Here is a 24568-nt window from a genome sequence, read left to right on the forward strand (position 1 = left end):
CCCGTCCATGGATGACCGCCTGCTGCCGACGCCCGAGTGCCTCACGGCCTGGCGCCGCGACTTCCATCGCCACCCGGAAACCGCCTTCGAGGAGCATCGTACCGCCGAGCGCATCGCCGAGCTGCTGCGCCAGGCCGGGCTCGAGGTCGTTACCGGCCTGGGTGGCGGCACCGGCGTCGTGGCGATTCTCGACGGCAGGCGCGGCCCAGGGCGTGTCATCGGGCTGCGGGCCGATATCGATGCACTCGACGTCGAGGAGGCCAACCGTTTCGGCCACGCCTCCCAGGTACCGGGCAAGATGCACGCCTGCGGCCACGATGGGCATACCACCATGCTGCTGGGGGCGGCCTGCGCGCTGGCCGCCGATCCCGACTTCGCCGGAAGGGTGGTCTTCATCTTCCAGCCGGCGGAGGAGAGCGAGGGTGGCGGCCGCGTGATGGTCGAGGAGGGGCTCTTCGAGCGCTTCCCCATGGAAGCCGTCTACGGCCTGCACAACTGGCCGGGGCTCGCCGTGGGCGAGGCGGCGGTACATGACGGCGCGGTTATGGCCGCCTTCGACGTCTTCACCCTGAGGCTCAGCGGACGTGGCTGCCACGCCGCCATGCCCCACCTGGGCAGCGACACCATCCTGGCCGCCTGCCAGCTGGCCAGCCAACTGCAGGGGCTGATCAGTCGCGAGACGCCGCCCCACCAGAGCGCCGTGCTCAGCATCACCCAGTTTCATGCCGGCGACGCCTTCAACGTGATCCCGGAAACGGTGGAGCTGCGCGGCACCCTGCGCTGCTTCGACGGCGAGCTGCGCGCCTATCTGGAGCGCCGCTTCCACGATGCCGTCGAGGCCCTGGCCGGGTTTCACGGCCTCAAGGTCGAACTCGACTACCAGTCACGCTACCCCGCCACGATCAACGCGCCCGAGCATGCGCTGCGCTGCGCCGAGGTGCTGGAGACGCTGCCGGGCATCACCCGCGTGCATCGCGACCTGCCGCCGAGCATGGCGTCGGAGGACTTCGCCTTCATGCTCGAAGCCCGTCCCGGCGCCTACATCTGGCTGGGTAACGGCGTGGAGAGCGCGGCACTGCACAACCCGCACTACGACTTCAACGACGCCATCGCCCCGCTCGGCGTGGCTTACTGGCAGGCGCTGGTCAAGACCCTGCTCGACGACTGACGGCGGCTTCCGCCACGTCTTCCATTGGCCGCGGCGCTGCTGCGGCCCGGATCGACGCACCTGCCCAATACCACATCTTGCATCTTATCGAGGAACGTCCATGAGAATCTGCGTTATCGGCCTCGGCCAGATGGGCGGCAACATGGCCCTGACCCTGCAATCCGCCGGCTTCGACGTCACCGGCAGCGACCTGTTCGAAAGCACCCGCCAGCGCCTGACCGAGCGGGGGCTGCCGGTGGTCGCCCCCGAGGAGCTGCCAGCGAGCGACGTCTACCTGCTGTCGCTGCCCACCTCGGCCCAGGTGCGGGAGGTGATCGAGACCTCGCCCGGCCTGCTCGGCCTGGCGCCGAAGGGCAGCGTCATCGTCGATACCTCGACCTCGGACCCGGTGATCAGCCGGGAGCTGGCCGCCAGGGTCCAGGCCGCCGGGCTGGCGTGGCTCGACGCCCCGGTCAGCGGCGGCCCCAAGGGGGCGGCGACGGGCAAGCTCGGCATGCTGCTCGGCGGCGAGACGGCCACCATCGAGCGCCTGGCGCCGATGCTCGAGGCGATGTCGGCCCGCTACACTCATGTCGGCGGGCCGGGCAGCGGCCATGTGGTCAAGCTGGCCAACAACTATCTGTGCGCCGCGCACCTGCTGACTACCGCCGAGGCGGTGGCCATGGCCGCCCGCGCCGGGGTCGATCCCGCCGCCTGCCTGGCCGGACTCAACAGCGGCTCTGGACGCAGCGCGGTCAGCGAGGTCAACTTCCCCGAATGGATCCTCTCCGGGCGCTTCGACTCCGGCTTCACCACCGGTCTGATGCGCAAGGACCTGCGCCTGGCCCGCGACGCTGCCGAGCGCTTCGACATGCCGCCGGGCCTGCTCGATGCCGTGGTAGAGGCGTGGCACGCCGACCCGGAGCATCCCGCCGATGGCGACGACTTCAACCGGATCGCCGGCGCGCTGTTGGCCGCTGCTGCCCCCGCCGAGGAGGCTGCGCCATGAACCGTCTCAACCAACAGGCCCGTGACCGACTCTCGACGCTGCTGGAGGGTTTTGAGCTGCAGGGCGAGGTGCCGCTCTCCAACTGGATCGACGGTGCCCCCTGCCCGGGCGAAGGCGAGGCGATCACGCTGATCGACCCCGCCACCGGCGAGGCGCTTGTCGACTACCGCGATGCCGGCCCGACCCTGGTCGAGCGCGCCGTCGCCGCTGCCGCCCGGGCGCAGCAGGCGTGGATGGCGCTTACCGCCAGCGAGCGCGGACGCCGCATGAACGCCGCCGTGCGCGGCCTCGAAGGCCACGAGGAAACGCTGGCCCAGCTCGAGAGCGTGGTGGCAGGCAAGCCGATCCGCGATTGCCGCGGCGAGGTCGGCAAGGTGCGCGAGATGTTCGAGTACTACGCCGGCTGGTGCGACAAGCAGCACGGCGAGGTGATCCCGGTACCCACCAGCCACCTCAACTACGTGCGCCACGTGCCCTATGGGGTGGTGGGACAGATCACGCCGTGGAACGCGCCGATGTTCACCTGCGCCTGGCAGCTCGCCCCGGCCGTCGCCGCCGGCAACGGCGTGGTGCTCAAGCCCTCGGAGCTTACTCCCTTCACCTCGGTGGTAATCGCCCGGCTGTTGGAACAAGGCGGCCTGCCCAGGGGACTGGTCAATATCGTCAACGGCCTGGGGCCGAGCACCGGCGCGGCGCTTACCGGTCATGAAGGTATCAGCAAGCTGGTGTTCGTCGGCTCGCCCCACAGCGGTCGGCTGATCGCCGAGGCTGGCGCCCGGCGGCTGGTGCCGAGCGTGCTGGAGCTGGGCGGCAAGTCGGCCAACATCGTCTTCGCCGATGCCAAGCTTGACGCTGCCGTGGCCGGTGCCCAGGCGGCGATCTTCGCCGCAGCGGGACAGAGCTGCGTGGCCGGCTCGCGACTGCTGGTCCAGCGTGAGGCCTTCGCGGAGGTGACCGAGCGGCTGGCGCGCGCCGCAGCCGGGATCAAAGTCGGCCTGCCCGGCGATGAGGCGACGCGCATGGGGCCGCTGCAGAACGCCCGCCAGTACGCCCACGTGACGCGCATGATCGATGATGCCGTGGCCGCAGGAGCGCGGGTGATCGTCGGCGGCAACCGTCCGCCGGGGCTGCCCGACGAGGCGCAGGGCTATTTCCTCGCCCCCACCGTGCTGGTAGACGTCACGCCGGAGATGGAGATCGCTCGCGAGGAGGTATTCGGCCCGGTGCTGGTGGCAATGCCCTTCGACGATGAAGCGGACGCCGTACGCCTGGCCAACAACACCCGCTTCGGCCTCGCCGGTGCGGTGTGGACCCAGGACCCGGCCCGCGCACACCGGGTGGCCGGTCAGCTGCGTGCCGGCACGGTGTGGATCAACGGCTACAAGGCGATCAGCGTGATGTCGCCCTTCGGCGGCTTCGGCGACAGCGGCTTCGGCCGCTCCAGCGGCCTCGACGGCCTGCGCGAGTACACCCTGCCGCAAAGCGTGTGGGTGGAGACCGCCGGAGAAGCCAGCGTGGCGATGGGCTACGGTAACGGCGTAGGCTGATCGCCGCCCGCCGCAGCGCTCTCGAGGGAGGGCACTGCGGCGCCACGGAAGGCCTGCATCCAGCGCTGCAGGTGACGCAGCAGCAGCACGCTGGCCTTGGGCTGCTGGCGCCCGATGCGGGTGACCATGTGCGCCTGGGAGCGCAGGAACAGCGGATCGTCGACCGGTCGCGCCACCAGCGTTCCCGCTTCGAGATCGCGGGCCACGGCAAAGGCCGGCAGCAGGGTGATGCCCATGCCGCTGCGCACGTACTGCGCCAATACCGCCATGGAGTTGGTATTCATGCTCATGCGCGGACGCAGCCGCGCCTGGTGAAAGGCCTGGTCGACCATCTGCCGCACCTGGTGGCTGGGATCCCACATCGCCATCGGCTCCTCGCTGAGTTGAGCCAGGGTCAGGGGCTCTGCCCGCTCGGCCAGCGGATGCTCGGGCGGCAGGATGGCCATCAGCGGCTGCGGGCTGGAGACCCAGAAGCGCAACTGGTGATGCGTGCGCTCATGGAACATCAGGCCGATATGGGCCTGTTCGTCGATGATCGCCTCGATGATGCCTGAGGTGCCCGCCAGGTGGATGTCGAGCTGGATACCGGTATAGCGTTCGGTGAACTCGCGCAGTGGCTTGGCGATCAGGTCACCGACGAAGCCCTCGCCCACCACCAGCGATACGGTGCCGGTCTCCAGCCGCTGGTAGGCCTCCAGCGAAGTGATGAAGCTCTCGTCGAGGGCGCCGCGTCGCTCGCAGTATTCCAGCAGCATCTCGCCCACCGGAGTAGGACGGATGCCGCTGCGTTTGCGCTCCAGCAGGGTGGCCCCCAGCGCTTCTTCCAACAGGGTGAGTTGACGGCTGACCGCCGAGGGGGCTATGTCGAGCCGCGCGGCAGCCTGCCGTACCGAGCCGGACTCGAGGGTGACTCGAAAATAGACTAGCCGCTGGTGGGGAATGTCCACGTCACGTCACGCCGTGAAAGTCTGTCGGGAGGCGGTCAAAGCTGCTTGAGCAGTTTCTGCAGCTTCTTCAGGTCACTCGAGTCGCCGACCAGGCGCACCTTGCCGGCCATCATGCCGTCGAGAAAGGCTTGCTGGGTCGGCTTGCGCAGCACCCTTACGGCAGTGGCCTCGTCCTCGAAGCGCAGCTCCAGGTCGAGGTCCACCGGCAACCCAGCGCCGGTCTGGATGCCCTGGGGGGACATGCGGAAGTGGCGCGCAATGGCGAGATCCTCGGTGGCGATACCCCAATCGAGACGGCGCATCTCGGAGAGCGTCCGGCGGAATCCCGGCTTGCGGCGCTGGGCACGCTTCAGCATCAAACCCAGCAGCCACAGCATCAGTCGCAGCTTCATGTCGAGTCCGATCCGAGCGTGGAGAAGAGATATCGCGGCCTGACGGACAGGCCGCGTCACGAGAGGATTCGAGACGACGAATCAACCCTTGCCAACGGCGTCCTTGAGACCCTTGCCCGGCTTGAAGGCCACGGTCTTGCTGGCCGGAATGGCCAACGGCTGGCCGGTCTGGGGGTTCTTGCCGGTGCGGGCTGCGCGCTCACGCACGGTGAAGGTACCAAACCCGATCAGTGACACGTCCTGCCCCTGGGCCACGCTACCGGTGATCTCGTCGAGAATGACGTTGAGCACCTGGCTGGCCTTGTCCTTGGAAAGTTCCGCACGCTCGGCAATTGCCGCAGCAAGATCTGGCTTACGCATACTACAGCCCTCCTGGTATTGGCTATGTCCCGGCATGGTGCCGGTATGTTGTTATTCATCAGTGGTCAAGTTCGAGCCGCCTGTCACTTCCCCGGGAGAGCCCGTTCCCATGTGCGGGTTCGTCCCTTGCCCTTGAAGCACCAAGCGTGTCGACCAACGGCGGCTCGCACTGCGCAGCCGGCCGAGGCGATGACGTGACTAGCCTAGCAACGGCGGCGTCGCTCGCGCCAGCTCAACTTTCCGCTTCACGCAGGCTCCTGTCAACGCAAAGCCAATCAAACGTTCGTCCTGATCCTCGGCAAAAGCGACCAGGTCGGTACCATCCCCCTCGATTCGCCAGCGGGCAGGCGCCTGTAGCGGAGGCAGCGCCACTACCGGCAGCAGCGGCGTCTTGACCAGCACCGGCCAGGCACCGTAGCTCACTTGGGTAGGCGTGCCGGCCAGTGTCCGTGCCAGCGCCTTGGCGCTGGCCTGCAGCGGCTGGACGTACATGGCGTTGATTCCGGCCACGCAGGCCACATCGCCCAGGGCGTGCACGCCGGGTGCCGATGTCGCCAGGTAACGGTCGACCTGGATGCCGGCTTCGCTCACCTCCAGGCCAGCCCCGCGGGCCAGCTCGCTGCGCGGGCGCAGTCCGGTGGCCACCAGAACCAGGTCGGCCTCGAGCCCTTGGCCATCCTCCAGCACCAGACCGACGTCGCCACCCGCCGGTTCCAGCCGCTCCAGGCCGCGTCCCAGATAGAGCGTCATGCCGGCGTCGCGGAACACCTCGCCCAGCGCGCGCCCCAACGGCTCCGGCAACAGACGCGGCAGCGGTGCCTGCTCCGGCGCCACCAGACTCACCGCATGGCCGCCCGCCGCCAGATCGTTGGCGAACTCGCAGCCCACCAGGCCGGCACCGATGATAGCCACGCGGGCAGGCCGAGCCAGTGCCTCGAGGGCGGCATGAAAGGCGCGATAGTCGTCGAGATCGTTAATCGTGAAGAGGCGACCGGCAAGCGCCTCGGGGATGGCGAACGGCACCGCCGGAGCGGCCCCGGTAGCTAGTACCAGCTCGCCGTAGGCCAGGCGCTCTTCGCCGATGTGCAGGCAATGCTCCTGCGCGTCGACGGCGCCGACCCGGGTGTGGGTGCGCACCACCGCGCCCAGCTGAGCGGCCACCTCCAGCGCCGAGCGTGCCGCCAGCTTTTCGGGGGCCAGACGCTTGGCGAAGCCGGTGGAGAGCAGCGGCTTGGAATAGTCGTCGCCGCTGTCGGCAGTGATCAGGGTGACGGGGCGCTCGACACCCAGCGCACGCAGCTGCTTGAGCAGACCGATGCCCGCCATCCCGGAGCCGATGATAGTGAGAGGTGCGCTCATGGAACTCCTTGTAAAAAAGCTGCCCGTACACGGCGAAACGCTGCATGGCGCACGCAAGTGCGTCAGGACCGCATGTTACACTATGCGCCCCATATTCGACCCGGAGGTGCCGGTGACCCGCAACCGCACGGAGCGCCATACCCGTTCCTCGTTTGCCGCCTCTTGGCGCCCACTGCTGGCGGGCCGGCCAGCAATGAGCCCAGCCTGGTGGGCCTGGGTGGCCACGCGGGATTCGCTCACCGCGCGGTTGATCGAAGCCGGCGCCGGCCGTGCCTTCCGCGTGCGCCTGCTCGGCCAGCACCTGGGCAAGCCAAGCCTCGACGAAGCCCAGGCGCTCGGGTTGCCCCTCGATCGTCTCGCCTGGCTGCGGGAAGTGGCGCTGTGCCTCGACGAGCGGCCCTGGGTGGTGGCGCGTTCGGTGGCTCCGCTGGCGCAGCTGCGTGGCCAGCGCCTCGAACGGCTTGGTGAGCGCTCGCTGGGCAGTTGGCTGTTCCGTCAGCCCGATCTGCAGCGCAGCCCCATCGAGATCACGACCGGCACAGCGTCCTTTCACCCGGCGTTCGGCCCCTGGGGTCGGCGTTCGGTATTCCGCCACGGCCGTTTCGCCGTGCTGGTACAGGAGTTCTTCCTCGACGCGATGGCGGATGAATTGGGCTTGCCATCACGCTAGGATGATCGCCATCGAATGAGGAGACACCGATGGAACGCTCTCTGATGCGCCCCAAGGGGCTGGCCCGCGTGCCCGACTTCCTGCACCTGATGCGGCTGGATCGCCCCATCGGCACCTGGCTGCTGATGTGGCCCACGCTGTGGGCGCTGTGGGTGGCCGCCGCCGGGGTTCCCGAACGCCACCTGCTGCTGATCTTCGTCGCCGGGGTATACCTGATGCGCGCCGCGGGCTGCGTGATCAACGACTACGCCGACCGCCACTTCGACGGTCACGTGAAGCGTACGAAGAACCGGCCGCTGGCCACCGGGCGCATCAGCGAACGCGAGGCCAAGGGCTTGTTCGCCGGTCTGGTCGCCTCGGCCTTCGTGCTGGTGCTGTTCACCAACCCGTTTACCATCCTGCTCTCGTTGGTGGGCGTGGCGCTGGCATTCATCTATCCGTTCATGAAGCGCTATACCCATTTGCCGCAGCTGTTTCTCGGCGCCGCCTTCTCCTGGGCGATCCCGATGGCCTTCGGTGCGGTGCTGGGTCATGTGCCCCTGGAAGCCTGGCTACTATTCGCCGCCAACGTGGCGTGGACGGTGGCCTACGACACCGAGTACGCCATGGTCGATCGCGACGACGACCTCAAGATCGGCATCAAGTCCACGGCGGTGCTGTTCGGTCGTACCGATCGCGCCATGATCGGCCTGCTGCAGCTGGTCACCCTGGGCCTGCTGGGCTGGGTCGGGCTGCGCCTCGAGCTGGGCGCGTTCCACTGGCTGGGCCTGGCGGGCATGGCCGCCACCTTCGTCCACCAGCAGTTCCTGATCCGCCGGCGCGAGCGCGATCGCTGCTTCCAGGCCTTCCTCAACAACCACTGGTCGGGGCTGCTGGCGTTCGCCGGCATCGCGCTAAGCCTGTGGCCTGCCGCCGGTGTCTAGCCCCTATGGCAGCGTTGTCATCCAAGTGTCATGATGACGTGGTGAGATCGTCACCGACCCGTCACTGACCGCGAGGCTTCGGGATGACCGCCAAGACCGTTCTGATCGTCGATGACGAAGCGCCGATCCGCGAGATGATCGCGGTGGCGCTGGAGATGGCCGACTATCGCGTGCTGGAGGCTGCCAACGCGCAGAGCGCCCACAGCATGATCGTCGACAACCAGCCCGACCTGCTGCTGCTGGACTGGATGATGCCCGGCACCAGCGGCATCGAGCTGGCACGCCGGCTCAAGCGCGAGGAAGCCACCCGTGAGCTGCCGATCATCATGCTTACCGCCAAGAGCGAAGAGGACAACAAGATCCAGGGCCTCGAGGCCGGCGCCGACGACTACATCACCAAGCCCTTCTCGCCTCGTGAACTGGTGGCCCGACTCAAGGCGGTACTGCGCCGGACCACGCCCAAGGGCGTCGAGGAACCGGTGGAAGTGGACGGCCTCGTGCTCGACCCGGTCAGCCACCGCGTCAGCGCCGGCGGCAAGGCGCTGGAGATGGGCCCCACCGAGTACCGCCTGCTGCAGTTCTTCATGACCCACCAGGAACGTGCCTACACCCGTAGCCAGTTGCTCGACCAGGTATGGGGCGGCAACGTCTATGTCGAGGAACGCACCGTGGACGTGCATATCCGCCGCCTGCGCAAGGCATTGGGCGATGCCCACCAGCATCTGGTCCAGACCGTGCGCGGCACCGGCTACCGCTTCTCCAACAAGGGCTGACGTGCGCTCCTGGAGCCATGAACTCTGGCGTCTCGGCCTGCTCGCCGTGGCGGGCAGCCTGGTCGGCTGGCTGTTTTCCGCCCCGGGGCTGGGGCTCGCCGCGGGACTCGCCCTGCGCCTCATCTATCATCTTCGCCAGTTGCATGCCCTGCGCCGTTGGCTGACCCGCAACCCGCACAGCGAACCGCCCGCGGCCACCGGCCTGTGGGGCGAGCTGTTCGACCGCCTGTACCGCTACCAGAAGGGTCAGCGACATACCCAACACCGTCTGCAGGCAACCCTGAAGCGCATTCAGGAGTCCTCCGAGGCAATGCGTGACAGCGTGGTGATGCTCGACCCGCACGGCGATCTGGAATGGTGGAACAGCGCCGCCGAGCGCATGCTGGGGCTCAAGGCGGCCCATGACCGCGGCCAGCACATCACCAACCTGGTGCGTGATCCCCGCTTCGTCGCCTACTTCAACGCCCGCGATTATCGCGAGCCGCTGACGCTGGCCTCCCCGGTCGACGAACGCCAGGTCCTGCAGTTCCAGATTACGCTCTACGGTGACGACGAACGCCTGGTGATGGCGCGTGACATTACCCGCCTGCACCGCCTGGAGGAGATGCGCCGCGACTTCGTCGCCAATGTCTCCCATGAGCTGCGTACGCCGTTGACGGTGTTGGCCGGCTACCTCGAGACCTACGTCACCTATGCCCAGCAGTTGCCGCCTCGGCTCGCTCAGGGCCTGACCCGCATGCAGGAGCAGACGACCCGCATGCAGAACCTGGTCAACGACCTGCTGTTGCTGTCTCGGCTGGAGATCGACCAGGGCGGCGAGGACCATCTGCCGCTGCCCATGGCCACGCTGCTCGAAGAGGTGCGCCGCGACGCCGAGGCGCTGGCGGCCGGCCGCCAGCAGATCCGGGTGGAGCTCGATGAGGCGCAATGCCTGCTCGGCAGCGATAGCGAGATCCACAGCGCGCTGTCCAACCTGGCCTCCAACGCGGTGCGCTACACCCCCGAGGGCAGCCACATCGTGCTGCGCTGGAAATCGCACCCCAGGGGCGCCTGTCTCGAGGTGGAAGACGACGGCGAGGGCATCGACCCGGTGCATATCCCCCGGCTCACCGAGCGCTTCTATCGGGTCGACAAGGGACGCAGCAGCGAAAGTGGTGGCACCGGCCTGGGACTGGCCATCGTCAAGCACGTGCTGCTACGCCACGACGCCTACCTCGAGATCGACTCCCACCCAGGCCGCGGGGCCCTGTTCCGCTGCGTGTTCCCCGCCTCCCGGCTGGTGGTGGCCGAGGCGACGGCAAAGCAAGTCTCCGAACGCTGAAGCGAGAGGAGAGTCACGAACGGCGTCACGGCTCACGTCGTGGCGAGATCACGTTCGCCGCGATAGTGGCGGTCCCACATCAGCACGGCGCCGGCCACGGCGCCGGGCAGCAGGAACAGGTTGGCCAGCGGTATCCAGGTGATCAGCGTCACCCAGCCGCCGAAGGTGAGAGTGTGCCAGGTATGCGAGGAGAGCCGGCGACGCATGTCGGCGAAACTCACCTTGTTGTTGTCCATGGGATAATCGAGATAGGTGATCGCCATTATCCAGGCCGAGAACAGCGCCCACAAGAAAGGGGCGGCGACATTGAGCGCGGGAATCCAGCTGATTACCAGCAGCACCAGGGCGCGCGGCAGGATGTAGCCGAGCTTGACCAGCTCGCGCCCCAGGGCATCCACCGCCGTGCGCGCCAGGCCGCGGTCGTCGAGCGGCGGCCGGCCGGTGGCCTGCACTTCCACCTTGGCCGCCAGGAAGCCATAGAAGGGCGCGGCGATCAGGTGGGTCACCAGGGTGAAGGTGAAGAACACGATCAACACCAGGCTAGCCACGAATAGCGGCCAGATCAGCCATTCCAACCAGCCGAGCCAGGCCGGCACCATGGCCATCCAGCTCTCCAGCCAGCCGCCGAAGTGGCTGATCACGTAGTAGAGCATGGCCGAATAGACCATCAGGTTGACGGCGATAGGGGCATAAACATAGCGGCGCAGGCCGCGGCCATAGACCAGCCGCGTCCCGCGCGTCAGCGCCGCAAAGGCGTTCAGCATCCGAATCCTCTCTCGGGTAGTTACTCCTTGCGCGTCAGCGCATCCTCGTCGATCTGATCCGGGTCCATGTGACGAATGTCGAGTCCCTTGACCAGATAGATGACGTACTCGGCGAGGTTGTCGGCATGATCGCCGACCCGCTCCAGCGCACGCAAGATCCACATGACGTTGAGCACCGGGCCGATGGCGCGGCTGTCCTCCATCATGAAGGTCATCAGCGAGCGCATGGCGCTGCCGTACTCATCGTCCACCGAGTCGTCCTCGTGCACAACCTGCAGGGCCAGCTCGGTGTCGAAGCGGGCGAAGGCGGTCAAAGCGTCGCGCAGCATGCGGCGAACGTGCTCACTGATGTGGCGTACTTCGACCAGGCCGCGGACATTGTTGCCGCCGTCGATCAGGGTCAGCGCGTTGCGCGCGATCTTGCTCGCTTCGTCGCCGATGCGCTCAAGATCCGCGGTGGCACGAATCACCGCCAGCACCAGGCGCAGGTCGGAGGCCGCCGGCTGGCGGCGGGCCAGCACCCGGGTACACTCGTCGTCGATCTTGAGCTGCATGGCGTTGACGTCGCGATCGCGATCGCGCACCTTCTCCGCCAGGCGGCTGTCGCCATCGAGCAGCGCCTGGATCGCCTCCTGGACCTGCTGCTCGACCAGCCCGCCCATGGTCATCAGGTGGGTCTTGAGCGCTTCCAGCTCCTGGTTGAACTGGCGGGAAATGTGCTGACTGTGGGTATCGCTGGTGATGTCCATCGTTCTCTCCTCGGGCTGGCGTGGCCGGCCTCGTCAGGCCATGCGGCCGGTGATGTAGTTCTCGGTGCGACGCAGGCTAGGGTTGGTGAACAGGGTGTCGGTGGGGGCGTACTCCACCAGTTCGCCGTCCTGCAGGAAGGCGGTATAGTCGGAAACCCGCGCCGCCTGCTGCATGTTGTGGGTGACCAGGATCAGCGTCAGCTGCGACTTCAGGCTGCGAATCAGCTCCTCGATCTTGAGTGTAGAGATCGGGTCCAGTGCCGAGGCCGGCTCGTCGAGCAGCAGCACCTCGGGGCGTACCGCCAGCGAGCGAGCGATCACCAGACGCTGTTGCTGACCGCCGGAGAGCGACCATGCCGAGGCACGCAGGCGATCCTTGACCTCATCCCAGAGCGCCGCAGCATTCAGCGCCCATTCGACGATGTCGTCCATGCGCCGGCGGGTCAGTCCCCCCTGCAGGCGCAGCCCGAAGGCCACGTTGTCGTAGATCGACATGGGAAAGGGGTTGGGCACCTGGAACACCATGCCGACACGTCGGCGCAGTTCGTCCACTGCCACCTCGGGCGCGTGGATGTCTTCGCCTTCGAGCCGGATTTTTCCCTCGTAGCTCACCTCCTCGTTGAGGTCGTGCAGCCGGTTGAGCGCCCGCAGCAGCGTCGACTTGCCGCAGCCCGACGGGCCGATGAACGCCGTGACCCGGTGCCGGGGAACCCGCAGCGAGAGCCCTCGCAGCGCCGGCTTGCCGCTATAGGACAACCCCAGCCCCTCGATCTGGAAGCAGCTGGCCTCGGGGGGGAAGTCGATGATCGAACCCGGGCTGGGCTGGAAGCGGGACGGCAAGGTCATCGCTGTGTCTTTGCTCCTCAAGGCCGCGGCTGCACGCCGTGGCGCACGCGAAAATGGTGTCGCAGAAAGATGGCAGTCAGGTTAAGCACCAGGATGACCAGCACCAGCAGCAGCGCCGAAGCGAAGACCAGCGGCATGGCCGCCTGCACGTCGCTGCCGTGGAATGCCGTGTCATAGATGTGATAGCCCAGGTGCATGAACTTGCGCTCGAGGTGGAGAAAGGGAAACTCGCCGTCAACTGGTACCTGGGGTGCCAGCTTGGCCACACCGACCAGCAGCAGCGGCGCCACCTCGCCGGCAGCCCGGGCGACCGCCAGGATCACGCCGGTGAGCATGGCCGGCACTGCCATCGGAAGCACGACCCGGGCCAGCGTCTCGAAGCGAGTAGCACCCAGCGCCAAGGCGCCTTCACGCTGCTCGACGGGGATCCGTGCCAGTCCCTCCTCGGTGGCCACGATGACCACCGGCAGCGTCAGCAGCGCCAGCGTCAGCGACGCCCACAGCAGCCCACCGGTACCAAAGGTCGGGGATGGCAACGAGTCACTGAAGAACCACTCGTCCAGCGAACTACCGATACCATAGACGAATACCCCCAGGCCGAACACGCCGTAGACGATGGAGGGCACCCCCGCCAGGTTGCGCACCGCGATCCGCACCAGGTTCGTCCAGCGCCCTTGATGCGCCACCTCGTTGAGGTAGACCGCTGCCAGCACGCCGAAGGGAGTCACCAACAGCGACATCAACAGTACCATCAGCACGGTACCGAAAATCGCCGGCCACACGCCACCGGCCGTGTTGCCGTCACGCGGCCCCTCGGCCAGGAAACGCCATACGCCGCCTGCCCAGGCGGCCAACTTCTGCGGCAGCGACATGGCATTGGGCCGCCACGCGCGCAGTACCTCCTCCAGCGGCTGGCGCAGACGCCGTCCGTCGACGCTCTCGAGCAGCGCCACCTCGCCACGCATCGCCAGCTGCAGATCGTAGACGCGGGCGTTGGCCTCGACCAGTGCCAACTGGGCATCGGCGTCATTGGGGTTGGCATCGAGCCGGCGGATCAGCGGCCTCAATACCTCCCGACGCAGCCGTTCGCGCTCGCCGCGCAACTGCTCCAGTGCCGCCAGTCGGGCCTCGAGCCTGGTCCAGACGGCTTGCTGAGCATGATTGCCGTCTATCGTACCGGCGTCTCCCACCGCGATCAGGCGGCCAATGAAGCGACCGTGGTGGCGACGCTCCAGCACCGTCAGCTCCGGCGGTCGCTCGACGGAGGCGATGGCGTCCACCGGCAGCCAATGCCAGATCTCTCCATCAAGGTCGCGATTGCCGGTGAAGTAAAGTCGTTCATTGCCATGCCCGTCTTCCAGCGGCAGCTCGCGTACCGCTTGACCCGCCAGGAGCCGGCCATCCTGCATCTCGATCTGTACCACCGTCGCCGGCCAGAAGTGAGCCAGCCCGCGCACGGCGATGAGCAGCAGCAAGGCGGTCAGCATCAGCAGCGATAGCGCTACGCTTCCGGCCGCCAGCCAGGCCCAAGGGCCTTCCGAACGAGGCAAGGGACGCCTGCGCCTCATGGTGAACCACCCAGCCAGCGGTAGCGACGCCGAAGCCGGCTTCTCACCACCTCGGCCAGCGTATTGACCAGAAAAGTGAACAGAAACAGCAGCAGCGCCGCCAGCAGCAGCAGCAGGTACGCCTCGCTGCCGGGCACGGCCTCGGGAAGCTCGACGGCAATGCCCGCCGCCATGGTGCGCATACCCTCCAAGGGGCTGAGGCTCATCACTGCCGTATTGCCGCTTGCCATAAGCACGATCATGGTCTCGCCCACGGCGCGGCCGGCACCGATCATCACCGCCGCAAAGATCCCCGGCGCGGCAGCCGGCAGCACGACCCGCCACAAAGTCTGCCAACGCGTCGCACCCAGGGCGTGTGCGCCCTCACCGAGCCGGCTCGGCACGCCGGAGAGCGCATCCTCGGCCAAGGCATAGACGCTCGGCATCACGGCGATCCCCATCGCCAGCCCAACGATCATGGCGTTACGTGTGGCGTAATCGATGCCTAGCTCGGCATCCAACCATTCGCGCAGATCACCACCGAACAGCAACGACTCGACTCCAGGCGAGAAGGCCAAGGTGAGCCAGGTCAACAGTGCCAGCCATGGCATGAGCCACAGCCCGGCCCAGGTCAACGGCAGGTGGCGGCGTCCCGCCGCAGGCAGACGTCGCCACGCCTCGGCGGCCAGCAGCACCCCCAGCGGCAATACCAGCAACAGCGCCAGTGACCCTGCCAGGTGCCGCTCGACCCACGGGGCTAGTAGCAACCCCGCCACGAAGCCGATGACCACGCCGGGGAACGCCTCCATCATCTCCAGGGTGGGTTTCATGCGACTGCGCAGCCGTTGCGACATGAAGAGCGAAGAGTGGATCGCGGCACCCAGCGCCAGAGGCATGGCAAAGGCCATCGCCCAGAATGCTGCCTTCAGCGTGCCCCAGGCCATGGGGGTGAGTGTCGTGCGGATTTGCGATGGCTCGAGGACGCCGCCCAGCAGCGCCGGCAAAACCTCCCAGACCAGGAACACACCGATGGCCAGCACGGCCCCAATTACCCCGATTCCCCCTGCCATGATCAGGGCGGTAGCCAACCGGTCGCGTTGCCGGCGCCACGCGCGCCGCGGAGAGGAGGAGGCAGGAGAGGGCTCTATCATGATCGGCAGCGTATAACGGCTTGATGACAGTTGAATGACAGCGTCACGGTAGTGGTTCGTCTAGCCCCAGGCGCTCACGCTGGGACGCCAGTGCGGTGTCCGACAGCGCCACGAAGCCCAGCTCGGCGACGGTGCGCTGCCCCTCCGGCGAGAGGATGAGCTCCAGCAGCGCCCGCTCCGGGCCCGAAGGTGCCTTGCCTGGTGGTAAGTTGGCATAGAGGTACAGCGAGCGGCTCAGTGGATAGTCGCCCCGGCGAACCTGCTCGGCTTCGGGGAAGCTCAGCTTGCCCTCGGCATCCTCCAGCGCCAGGGGCTTTACCCCAGGCGTGAGATGATTGAGACCGACATAACCGATCGCCTCGCGGCTCTCCGTAACGGCCGCCACCACCGCGGCCGACCCGGGATGCTCATTGAGCCGCCAGCGATATTCGCCCCCGCACAGGGCGCGCTGGCGAAACAGCCCGTAGCTGCCCGAGGCGGGGTTGCGCCCATGCAGCTCGATACGCCCGACTCGACCGTCGATACCCAGCTGCTCCCAGCGGGTTATATCGATCTCGTCGCCACAGCGACGCGTGCGTGAGAAGATCGCATCGACCTGCTCCAGGCGCAGCGCTTCCAGGTCATGGTGACGATGGACGATGATGGCCAGCGCATCGCGGGCCACTTCCACTTCCACCGGTGCATATCCATGGCGCTGGGTGAAGGCGCGGCGCTCCTCCTCGTCCATCGGCCGCGACATGGGGCCAAGCCGAGTGGTACCGGCCGCCAGGGCCGGTGGAGCACTGGCCGATCCGCTGGCCTGCAACTGCAGGCGGATGCCGGGATGGCGCTCGCTCAGCTGTTCGCCCCAGCGCAGCATCAGGCCTGCCATGGTGTCGGACCCCACCACCCCCAGGTTACCGACCGGCGGCTCACTGGCCTGTACGATCGCTGACAGCAGCGTCAACAGCGCGGCAAGACAGCCGTGACGTAGCCCACACCGGCCATGTCGCTTGCCGAAGGAAATCATGCCGGTCTCCTCTTGGTCTCGAGGGTGGCTGTCGCAGCAATGAATCGTCTGGGGCGACTTGTCGCAGCGCTGGTTAGCACAAGCCACGGCGTATAAGATGGCCGACAATGATCGCTGCGATGCAATATCAGCACCCACAACAACAAGCCGAGCTTACGACATTCCATGACCGACCTCGACGATATTCCCGCCCCCCAAGGGCAACTGACCCTCAAGTTACTGGCCAACCGGCAGGATACCAACCTCTACGGTGATATTCCCGGTGGCTGGCTGGTGCGCCACATGGACCAGGCTGCCGAACTGGCGGCAGGCCGCGAAGCCCATGGCCGTACCGCCACCGTGGCCATCGAGACCATGGACTTTCTGTGTCCGGTGCGTGTCGGCTCGATGGTCAACATCTTCACTGCCGTACGCGAGATCGGCCACAGCTCGATCAAGATCGACGTGGAGGTGTGGATTCGCCAACCCCACGAACGCGAGACCAGCGAACTGCACAAGGTCACTGAGGCACGCTTCGTGATGGTGGCGCTCGACGAAAAGGGCCGCATCCGCGCCGTCAACCAGCCGGGCTGAGCCGCTCTCACAACGCACGAGGGCGCCGTGAAGGCGCCCTCGTATTCCTGTAGGTCGTCGGGCTCAGCCGATGACTTTCTCACGGGTCTTGAGGTAGGCGAATTCCCCTACGTCGGTGAAAGTACTCACCATCTGCTGGAAGGCCTGGTAGGACTCGTAGACCTTGGCCGAGTCGGGGTCGCTCTCCACCTGCGCCTGGATCACCTGCTGCGAGGACTCGTAGAGCGCCTGCATGACGTCGTCCGGGAAGCTGCGCAGCTGCACGCCATGCTCCTTCACCAGCGTCTCCAGCGCCTGGGCATTGCGGAAAGCGAACTCGCTGACCATCGCCAGGTTGGAGGCACGTGCGGCCTCGGTCACCACCGCCTTGAGGTCGTCGGGCAGCTCGTTCCAGGCGTCCAGGTTGACGGTACCCTCGAGGATCGCCGACGGCTCGTTCCAGGCCGAGGTGTAGTAGTAGTCCGCCACCTGGTGCAGGCCGAAGGCCATGTCGTTGTAGGGGCCGACCCAGTCGGCAGCATCGAGGACGCCGGTCTGCATGGAGGTGAAGATCTCGCCGCCCGGCATGTTGACGGTAGTCACGCCGATACCGTTCATCGCCTCGCCGGCGAGGCCCGGCAGGCGCAGCTTGAGTCCCTGCATGTCCTCCAGCGAGTTAATCTCCTTCTTGAACCAGCCGGCCATCTGGGTACCGGTATTGCCCACCGGGAACGGCTTGAGGTTGTGCTTGGCGTAGATCTCGTCCCACAGTTCCTGTCCGCCGCCGTAGTAGAGCCAGGCGTTGGTCTCGGTGGTGTTCATGCCGAAGGGCACGGCGGTGAAGAACTGCGAGGCAGCGACCTTGCCACGCCAGTAGTAGGAGGCCGAATGGCCCATCTCGGCGGTGCCGGCGGCCACGGCATCGAAGACCTCCAGCGGTGGCACCAACTCGCCGGCACCATGAACGCGAACGCGCATGCGTCCTCCCGAAAGGCGTTCGATGCGCTGGGCGAATTCGTTGGCACCCGTGCCCAGGCCCGGAAAGTTGGTCGGCCAGGAAGTGACCATGTCCCAGGTGATGGTCTCCTGCGCCTTGGCGGTGGAGACGAAGGGAGCGGCGACGACACCGGCGGCACCGAGGCCGGCGGTCTTGAGGAATTTGCGGCGTTGCATGGGGGGCATGACTCCGGATGGTTATTCTGAGTCGCGTCTAATCAAGCGCGATGTGTCCGCCTGTGAGTATGCTTAATGACCATTTGGGCAGCAAGGCCGCCTTTTGACGTAGACGTCAACGTACCTCTTGCCCTCCCTACAGGGGGGTGAGCTTGGCGAATCCCAGCACCAGCCACTTGTCGCCCTCACCCTCGAAGCTGACCTGCACCCGGGCACGAGCCCCCTCGCCCTCGGCATTGAGGATCACCCCTTCACCAAAGACCGGATGCTGCACCCGCTGGCCCAGGCTCAGGCTGGGTAGGTCGCCGCCGGGATCGACCGAGGTCTGGCGCGAGAGACCCATCGCCGGGCGTGCGGCCGTCACCGGGCGCGAGATCTGGCCGCGCAGGCGCACCTCCTCGAGATACTCGCCGGGTATCTCGCGCAGAAAGCGCGACGGCCGCTGGAAGGTCTCCTTGCCGTGCAGGCGGCGGATCTCCGAGTGGGTCAGGTAGAGCTTGCGCATGGCGCGGGTCAGGCCGACGTAGCAGAGCCGGCGCTCCTCCTCCAGACGACCGGGCTCCTCCAGCGACATCTTGTGCGGGAACAGCCCCTCCTCCACCCCGGCGATAAACACCACCGGAAACTCCAGCCCCTTGGCCGAGTGCAGCGTCATCAGCTGCACACTGTCCTCGAACTCATCGGCCTCGTGCTCGCCGGCGTTGAGTGCCGCCTCGGTGAGGAAGGCCTCCAGCGCCACGGCACCCTCACCGGCCTCGGGCGGGTCGAAGGACTCACCCTGGGTGAAGGCCCGGGCGGCATTGATCAATTCCTCGAGGTTCTCGACCCGGGCCTGCCCCTTCTCGCCCTTTTCGTTCTGGTGATGCTCGATCAGGCCCGAGACCTCGTTCACATGGGCGATGATCTCGTGCAGCGACATGCCGGCGGTATCGTTGTCCAGTCGCTCGATGAGATCGGCAAACGCCTGTAGCGCAGCACCGGCACGCCCCTTCAACGCACCGTCCATGAGGCCGTCGTGCAGCGCCTGCCACAGCGATACCCCGGCCAGGCGAGCACGCTCGCGCAGCTGTTCGACCGTGCGCGTGCCGATACCCCGCGGCGGCACGTTGATGATGCGCTCGAGCGAGGCGTCATCATCGCGGTTGAGCAACAGGCGCAGGTAGGCCAGGGCGTTCTTGATCTCGAGGCGCTCGTAGAAGCGCTGGCCGCCGTAGATGCGATACGGCATGCCCTGGCGGATCAGGGTTTCCTCGAGCACCCGCGACTGGGCGTTGGAACGGTAGAGAATGGCCACGTCGCGGCGGCGGTAACCTTCGTCGACCTTCTCCTTGATGGTGTCGACGATGAAGCGCGCCTCGTCCAGGTCGTTGAAACCGGCATACACCGAGATCGGCTCGCCGCGGGCGCCGGCCGTCCACAGCTCCTTGCCCATGCGCTCGGTGTTGTGGCTGATCAGGGCGTTGGCGGCATCGAGGATGGCGCTGGTGGAGCGATAGTTCTGCTCCAGCCGCACCGTCTTCGTCTCGGAGAATTCCCGCTCGAAGCGTCGAATGTTCTCGATCCGTGCCCCGCGCCAGCCGTAGATCGACTGGTCGTCGTCGCCGACCACGGTCATCGGCGTCTTCATGCCGGTGAGCAGCTTGAGCCAGGCGTACTGCAGGGTGTTGGTATCCTGGAATTCGTCGACCAGCACGTGGGCGAAGCGCTCCTGGTAGTGGGCCAGCAGCGCCGGGGTGTCGCGCAGCAGCTCGAGACTTCTGAGCAGCAGCTCGCCGAAGTCGACCAGGCCGCCGCGTTCACAGGTGAGCTGGTAGCGCTCGTAGAGCTCGACCATCTGGGCCATGTAGGCATCGCCGTGAACGTCGACCTGATGCGGGCGCAGTCCCTCTTCCTTGCAGCCGGAGATGAAGTACTGCACCTGGCGCGGGGGGTAGCGCTCGTCGTCGATCCGGTGATCCTTGAGCAGACGCTTGATCAGGCGCAACTGGTCGTCGGTGTCGATGATCTGGAAATGCTGCGGCAACCGCGCGTCCTGCCAATGGGTACGCAGCAGGCGATGGGCGATGGAGTGGAAGGTGCCGACCCAGACGTTACGCAGCGACAACCCCAGCAACGCTTCCAGGCGCGTGCGCATCTCGCGCGCCGCCTTGTTGGTGAAGGTCACCGCCAGCACGGCATAGGGCGACAGCCCCTCGGCCTGCATCAGCCAGGCGATGCGATGCACCAGCACCCGGGTCTTGCCCGAGCCGGCCCCGGCCAGCACCAGCATGTTGCCCTGGGGGGCGCTCACCGCCTCGCGCTGGGCCGGATTCAACTGATCGAGGATCGCCGTGACGTCGTCCATGGAAGGGGTCTGCCGCTGGAAAAAATGAGCGCCCAGCTTAGCATATCCGCCCGCCCAATCCTCGACGCGAGCGGCGTTACACGTCGGCGCCGAATGACGATCTGCATACAATTCGATTTCGCTAGGAAAGAGCTGATTTATGTCGCGAGCGATGAGAGGCTGGTCGCCGCCGGAGCGCAGCTCCCGGAGTGTAGCCTGCTACATGAGGAGAGCGACGGTCCGACGCTTCGGCACCGTCGGCGGCCAGCTGTCTTTATCAAGGGCGCGAGCGCAGCATTAAATCAGCCTTTCCTCAGGGCTTGCCTTCCTGCTCCGGAAACCTCAGCGGCGTCAGGCTCTTCTTGACCGCCTTGAGCTGCTCGGCGAGCTTCGGTCCGCGGGTCTTGGCCACGCCCACGGCGAGCACGTCGACCAGCACCAGGTGAGCGATGCGCGAGCTCATCGGCGTGTAGATCTCGGTGTCCTCGTGTACGTCGATGTACAGCGGCAAGGTCACCTCCTCGGCCAGCGGCGAGCCGCTGGGGCACAGGCCGATCACCGTGGCACCGGCCTCGCGGGCCAGGCGCACGCTGGCCACCAGGGCACGGGTACGACCGGTCTGGGAGATCGCCACTACCACGTCGCCCTCCTTGAGGGTCACCGCCGACATGTTCTGCATGTGCGGGTCGGCGTAGGCGGCAGTAGAGATCTGCAGGCGGAAGAACTTGTGCTGGGCGTCGAAGGCCACCGCACCCGAAGCACCGAAGCCGTAGAACTCGACCCGGTTGGCCATCGCCAGGGCCTGGATCGCCCGGCTCATGGCGTCGTTGTCGAGCCGATCGCGCACCGACAGCAGGGTGCCCACGGTGGAGTCGAAGATGCTCTGGGAGAATTCGGCGACGGAGTCGTCATCGTTCATCGAGAACTGGGCGAACTGGCTTCCCGAAGCCAGCATCTGCGCCAGCTTGAGCTTGAAGTCCTGGAAGCCGTTGCAGCCCAATGCCCGACAGAAGCGCACCACCGTCGGCTCGCTGACCTTAGCCTCGGTGGCCAGGTCGACGATGCGCATGTGGATGACTTCATCGGGATTACGCAGCACGAAGCGCGCCACTTTCTGCTCGGAGCGGCGGAAGTGCTCCATGCGGCGTCTCATTTCATCGAACAGGGCGCGGCTCACGCTGAACTCCTTGGTTGCTGAACCCAGGGCTTCAGTATGCCTGATCCGGTCCGCTTGGGGGAGTTTCCGCCCCCATTGGCAGGCCTGGCCCCTACCTAGCGTGTAATGACCACTTCGTCATGAAACTGTCAAGTGGGGTATAGTAAAGATGCTGTGATTTGATCTTGCACCAGAGAAGATAAGACACAGAAGAAGGGAGGGTCGATCATGAGCAAGGTCGAGCGGGTCACTTCCGTCAAGAACGAACTTCTCGACATCTTCATGAGCATCAATGTCGCCGAGCACGAGAAACGCTCCCGCAGCGCTGCGCAACGCAACCTTCGCGCCCGACGCGGCATAGAGCTGCATCAAGAGTTCAAGCAGCTGGAGCGCGACATCGCCGATCTCGCCGACGAAGAGAAACACTGACACGGCCGCCTTCCGGCGGCCGCTCGAGACCTGCGCCAGACCCCGGCACCCGGGGCCTGGGGGGAAGGTTTAGCCCAGCAGTGAATGCAGGAATACCGCTACCACGCCCAGCGGCGCCACATAGCGCGCCACCACGAGCCACAGCGACTCGCTGCCGCCGGAGAGGTTGAGTTCGGCGGCCACGCTCTGGCGATCCAGGCACCAGGCGACGAACACGATCGCACCGAGCCCCGTCAGCGGGAGCAGGATCTTGCTGGTGAAGGTATCCAGCAGATCGAAGACGTTATAACCCAGAATCAAGAATTCACTCAGCAGATTGAACGAGAGCAGGGCAAGGATGCCCAGTGCCCAAACCGCCAAGCCACTGACCAGCGTAGCCACGACGCGCGAGAGTGGCGTGCGCTCCTCGACGAATTCCACAACCGGCTCCAACAGCGAAATGGCCGAGGTCAGAGCGGCGAACGTCAGCAGCAGGAAGAACATCAGTCCCAGCAGAGTGCCGCCCGTCATGTTGCCAAAGGCCAGTGGCAGGGTAACGAAGATCAGTCCCGGCCCGGAGTCGAGATCCAGCCCATTGGCGAATACGATGGGGAAGATCGCCAGGCCCGCCAGCAGAGCAATGCCGGTGTCGAGAAGGATGACCGTACGTGCGGTGCCCAGCAGGTTGACCTCCTCGCCCAGATAGGAACCGTAGGCCATCATGATGCCCATGCCCAGCGACAGGGTGAAGAAGGCCTGCCCCATGGCGGCCAGCACCACCTCGCCGTTGATGGCTCCCCAGTCGGGCCGGAACATGAAGGAGAGCGCCTCGCCGAAGTGGCCCGTCGTCATGCCGTAACCCACCAGCACCAGCATCAGAATTACCAGCGCCGGCATCATGGTACGCACGGCACCCTCGAGCCCCTTGGTCACACCTCGGGCCACGATGCCGATGACCAGAACCATGAAGACGGTATGCCACAGCAACAGGGTAGCGGGGCTACCCAGCATACCGGTGAAGACCCCGCCGACGCCGTCGGCATCCTGGCCGCTGAACGTACCGGTGATCGATCCCAGCGTGTAGGAGAGCGACCAGCCCCCGATCACGCTGTAGAAGGAGAGGATCAGGAAGGCACCGAGTACCCCGCTGACGCCCACCAGCACCCAGGCCGGCAGGTGTCCGCCACGCCGGGAGAGTTCGGACATGGCGTTGATAGGGTTCTCCTGACCGCGCCGGCCGATCAGCCATTCAGCCACCAGGATCGGCAGGCCGATGAGGGCGATACAGAGCAGGTAGACCAGGACGAAAGCCGCCCCACCGCTCTCGCCCACCATATAAGGGAATTTCCAGATATTGCCCAGCCCGACCGCCGAGCCTGCGGCCGCGAGCACGAAGGTCATCTTGGATGACCATTGTGCATGTACGAGTTTAGACATGACTCACCTGTTGTTGTGTATCTGGTCGTTGATATTCCTCAAGCGCAAAAACTTGGTAGATAGACGGGTTTTTGGCTCGAATGTCGGCAAATCTATCTGATCAGACGCTCGAACGCCAGCGCGAGGGCATCAGAACAGGCGTGCCTGCCGTTCACCGGCAAAATCACCCAGCGGCGGCAGGCCGATATCGCTGGCAAGCGCTTGATAGAGTTCACGAGCCAGCTGCGGAGCCTGCCGGTTGTCGGCGGTATGCACAAAGAGAAAAGGGGTTTTCCCCTGATTTATCCACAGCTTGATCTGAGCAACCCAAGGCTGGAAATAATGCCGGTTGATCGCTTCATCCAAGTGGCCGATGAAGCGGATCAGCGGCTGCTCTCCCGTGGAAAGCACGTGTAATGGGCATCTTGGCTTTTCATTCTGAGCGTGAGCCAGCGCCGGACGGCCCTCCGCCGTCGTCGAGAAGAGCGGGCGTACGTCGAGCATGGCGCGGTCGGCGCCGTAAGTTATCAACAGGCGGTTCAAATCAACTTCGGACGTCCCCTTGTGGAAAAACTCGGGGTGGCGAACCTCCACGGCACAAGGGATCCCGTTCGGCCAGCGGGATAGCAGTGCCTCGAGGCGAGAGAGTTCGGAAGCGCCAAAGTCCCGAGGCAACTGAACGAGCAGTGGGCCCAGGTGGGAATGCAGCGGCAGGAGTGCATCGAGAAAGGCGTCGACATCGGCCTCGACGTCGCGCAGACGCTTGCCATGGGTGAGTGCCGCCGGCAACTTGAAGCAGAAGCGAAAGTGCGGGGGAACCATGCGCGCCCATGCCGCTACCGTCTCCGCCCTGGGCGCACCGCTATAGAAGGTGGTGTTGCCCTCCACCGCAGGAAAGACCCGGGCATAGTCGTTCAGCCAGCCTTCCTGTCCTGCGTAGGGTGGGTAAAGGGAGCCACACCACTCGGCGTTGGCCCACATGGGCAATCCCAGATAGAGTCCGGGCAACCTCGACATCTTCTCTCT

General features: G+C 66.0%; 24 protein-coding genes. 9 read left to right on the forward strand and 15 right to left on the reverse strand.

The window, feature by feature from the left end; translation table 11 throughout:
• Positions 1 to 7 precede the first annotated feature (7 nt).
• From HNO53_RS21100 to HNO53_RS21110, 3 genes are all read left to right on the forward strand, one after another.
• On the forward strand, positions 8 to 1168 hold the full coding sequence (locus HNO53_RS21100; protein ID WP_209474993.1) for an amidohydrolase: 1161 nt from the start codon (positions 8 to 10) through the stop codon (positions 1166 to 1168).
• A gap of 100 nt (positions 1169 to 1268) precedes the next feature.
• Positions 1269 to 2156 (forward strand): NAD(P)-dependent oxidoreductase, encoded by an 888-nt coding sequence (locus HNO53_RS21105; RefSeq protein ID WP_209474995.1) that lies wholly within the window; start codon positions 1269 to 1271, stop codon positions 2154 to 2156.
• Positions 2153 to 3703 carry an aldehyde dehydrogenase family protein gene (locus tag HNO53_RS21110; RefSeq protein WP_209474997.1) on the forward strand — a complete coding sequence of 517 codons (1551 nt, stop codon included), beginning with the start codon at positions 2153 to 2155 and terminating at the stop codon, positions 3701 to 3703. Before HNO53_RS21105 ends, HNO53_RS21110 begins: the two co-directional genes overlap by 4 nt.
• On the opposite strand, the gene HNO53_RS21115 is transcribed toward HNO53_RS21110, so the two are convergent.
• The 4 genes from HNO53_RS21115 to HNO53_RS21130 all read right to left on the reverse strand — a co-directional run bounded on the left by HNO53_RS21115 (position 3682) and on the right by HNO53_RS21130 (position 6761).
• Positions 3682 to 4650, reverse strand: coding sequence for a LysR family transcriptional regulator (locus HNO53_RS21115; protein WP_242597493.1), 969 nt, complete (start codon positions 4648 to 4650; stop codon positions 3682 to 3684). The two genes, HNO53_RS21110 and HNO53_RS21115, sit on opposite strands and share 22 nt — an antisense overlap.
• A 35-nt stretch (positions 4651 to 4685) precedes the next feature.
• Entirely contained in the window at positions 4686 to 5042 is a 357-nt protein-coding gene (locus HNO53_RS21120) for a hypothetical protein (protein ID WP_209474999.1), read from the reverse strand.
• A gap of 81 nt (positions 5043 to 5123) precedes the next feature.
• Positions 5124 to 5438, reverse strand: coding sequence for an HU family DNA-binding protein (locus HNO53_RS21125; protein ID WP_209475001.1), 315 nt, complete (start codon positions 5436 to 5438; stop codon positions 5124 to 5126).
• A 162-nt stretch (positions 5439 to 5600) separates the two neighbouring features.
• The gene (locus HNO53_RS21130; RefSeq protein ID WP_209475003.1) at positions 5601 to 6761 is read right to left on the reverse strand and encodes an FAD-dependent oxidoreductase; all 1161 of its coding nucleotides are present in this window, start codon (positions 6759 to 6761) and stop codon (positions 5601 to 5603) included.
• Positions 6762 to 6843: 82 nt separating this feature from the next.
• On the opposite strand from HNO53_RS21130, the gene HNO53_RS21135 reads away from it, so the two are divergent.
• The 4 genes from HNO53_RS21135 (at position 6844) to phoR (ending at position 10448) form a co-directional block, all read left to right on the forward strand.
• A complete protein-coding gene (locus tag HNO53_RS21135) occupies positions 6844 to 7431 on the forward strand; it encodes a chorismate--pyruvate lyase family protein (RefSeq protein ID WP_242597494.1) in 588 nt (195 codons plus the stop codon).
• 29 nt (positions 7432 to 7460) lie between these two features.
• The gene (gene ubiA, locus HNO53_RS21140) at positions 7461 to 8354 is read left to right on the forward strand and encodes a 4-hydroxybenzoate octaprenyltransferase (protein ID WP_209475005.1); all 894 of its coding nucleotides are present in this window, start codon (positions 7461 to 7463) and stop codon (positions 8352 to 8354) included.
• Between the two features lie 83 nt (positions 8355 to 8437).
• The gene (phoB, locus tag HNO53_RS21145; RefSeq protein ID WP_209475007.1) at positions 8438 to 9127 is read left to right on the forward strand and encodes a phosphate regulon transcriptional regulator PhoB; all 690 of its coding nucleotides are present in this window, start codon (positions 8438 to 8440) and stop codon (positions 9125 to 9127) included.
• A 1-nt stretch (position 9128) separates the two neighbouring features.
• Entirely contained in the window at positions 9129 to 10448 is a 1320-nt protein-coding gene (gene phoR / locus HNO53_RS21150; protein ID WP_209475009.1) for a phosphate regulon sensor histidine kinase PhoR, read from the forward strand.
• Positions 10449 to 10480: 32 nt separating this feature from the next.
• On the opposite strand, the gene cysZ is transcribed toward phoR, so the two are convergent.
• From cysZ to HNO53_RS21180, 6 genes are read right to left on the reverse strand one after another with little or no spacing between them, the layout of a single operon-like run.
• Positions 10481 to 11212, reverse strand: a complete 732-nt coding sequence (gene cysZ, locus HNO53_RS21155; protein WP_209475011.1) for a sulfate transporter CysZ — start codon at positions 11210 to 11212, stop codon at positions 10481 to 10483.
• Between the two features lie 20 nt (positions 11213 to 11232).
• Positions 11233 to 11961, reverse strand: coding sequence for a phosphate signaling complex protein PhoU (gene phoU / locus HNO53_RS21160; RefSeq protein ID WP_209475012.1), 729 nt, complete (start codon positions 11959 to 11961; stop codon positions 11233 to 11235).
• 33 nt (positions 11962 to 11994) lie between these two features.
• Positions 11995 to 12807: a phosphate ABC transporter ATP-binding protein PstB gene (pstB, locus tag HNO53_RS21165; RefSeq protein WP_209475014.1), complete on the reverse strand. Its 813-nt coding sequence runs from the start codon at positions 12805 to 12807 to the stop codon at positions 11995 to 11997.
• Between the two features lie 17 nt (positions 12808 to 12824).
• Positions 12825 to 14375 carry a phosphate ABC transporter permease PstA gene (gene pstA, locus HNO53_RS21170; protein WP_209475016.1) on the reverse strand — a complete coding sequence of 517 codons (1551 nt, stop codon included), beginning with the start codon at positions 14373 to 14375 and terminating at the stop codon, positions 12825 to 12827.
• Positions 14372 to 15505 (reverse strand): ABC transporter permease subunit, encoded by a 1134-nt coding sequence (locus tag HNO53_RS21175; protein WP_209475018.1) that lies wholly within the window; start codon positions 15503 to 15505, stop codon positions 14372 to 14374. The genes pstA and HNO53_RS21175 overlap by 4 nt, the downstream gene beginning before the upstream one ends.
• Positions 15506 to 15548: 43 nt before the next feature.
• Positions 15549 to 16514: a phosphate ABC transporter substrate-binding protein gene (locus tag HNO53_RS21180; protein ID WP_209475020.1), complete on the reverse strand. Its 966-nt coding sequence runs from the start codon at positions 16512 to 16514 to the stop codon at positions 15549 to 15551.
• A 165-nt stretch (positions 16515 to 16679) separates the two neighbouring features.
• On the opposite strand from HNO53_RS21180, the gene HNO53_RS21185 reads away from it, so the two are divergent.
• On the forward strand, positions 16680 to 17087 hold the full coding sequence (locus HNO53_RS21185) for an acyl-CoA thioesterase (protein WP_209475022.1): 408 nt from the start codon (positions 16680 to 16682) through the stop codon (positions 17085 to 17087).
• A 63-nt stretch (positions 17088 to 17150) separates the two neighbouring features.
• Here HNO53_RS21185 and HNO53_RS21190 read toward each other — a convergent pair whose 3' ends face one another.
• From HNO53_RS21190 to hexR, 3 genes are all read right to left on the reverse strand, one after another.
• On the reverse strand, positions 17151 to 18239 hold the full coding sequence (locus HNO53_RS21190) for a TRAP transporter substrate-binding protein (protein WP_209475024.1): 1089 nt from the start codon (positions 18237 to 18239) through the stop codon (positions 17151 to 17153).
• Positions 18240 to 18375: 136 nt separating this feature from the next.
• Positions 18376 to 20583, reverse strand: a complete 2208-nt coding sequence (gene uvrD / locus HNO53_RS21195; RefSeq protein WP_209475026.1) for a DNA helicase II — start codon at positions 20581 to 20583, stop codon at positions 18376 to 18378.
• Between the two features lie 292 nt (positions 20584 to 20875).
• Complete coding sequence (gene hexR / locus HNO53_RS21200; protein ID WP_197448998.1) at positions 20876 to 21739, reverse strand: transcriptional regulator HexR; 864 nt, start codon at positions 21737 to 21739, stop codon at positions 20876 to 20878.
• 207 nt (positions 21740 to 21946) lie between these two features.
• On the opposite strand from hexR, the gene HNO53_RS21205 reads away from it, so the two are divergent.
• Positions 21947 to 22147: a PA3496 family putative envelope integrity protein gene (locus HNO53_RS21205; RefSeq protein ID WP_111415152.1), complete on the forward strand. Its 201-nt coding sequence runs from the start codon at positions 21947 to 21949 to the stop codon at positions 22145 to 22147.
• A gap of 69 nt (positions 22148 to 22216) precedes the next feature.
• Here HNO53_RS21205 and HNO53_RS21210 read toward each other — a convergent pair whose 3' ends face one another.
• Positions 22217 to 23563, reverse strand: a complete 1347-nt coding sequence (locus tag HNO53_RS21210; protein WP_209475028.1) for a sodium-dependent transporter — start codon at positions 23561 to 23563, stop codon at positions 22217 to 22219.
• Between the two features lie 129 nt (positions 23564 to 23692).
• The gene (locus tag HNO53_RS21215) at positions 23693 to 24559 is read right to left on the reverse strand and encodes a DUF72 domain-containing protein (RefSeq protein ID WP_209475029.1); all 867 of its coding nucleotides are present in this window, start codon (positions 24557 to 24559) and stop codon (positions 23693 to 23695) included.
• Positions 24560 to 24568 lie beyond the last annotated feature (9 nt).

The sequence above is a fragment of the Billgrantia antri genome (assembly GCF_017868935.1).
Classification (GTDB): Bacteria; Pseudomonadota; Gammaproteobacteria; order Pseudomonadales; family Halomonadaceae; genus Halomonas; species Halomonas antri.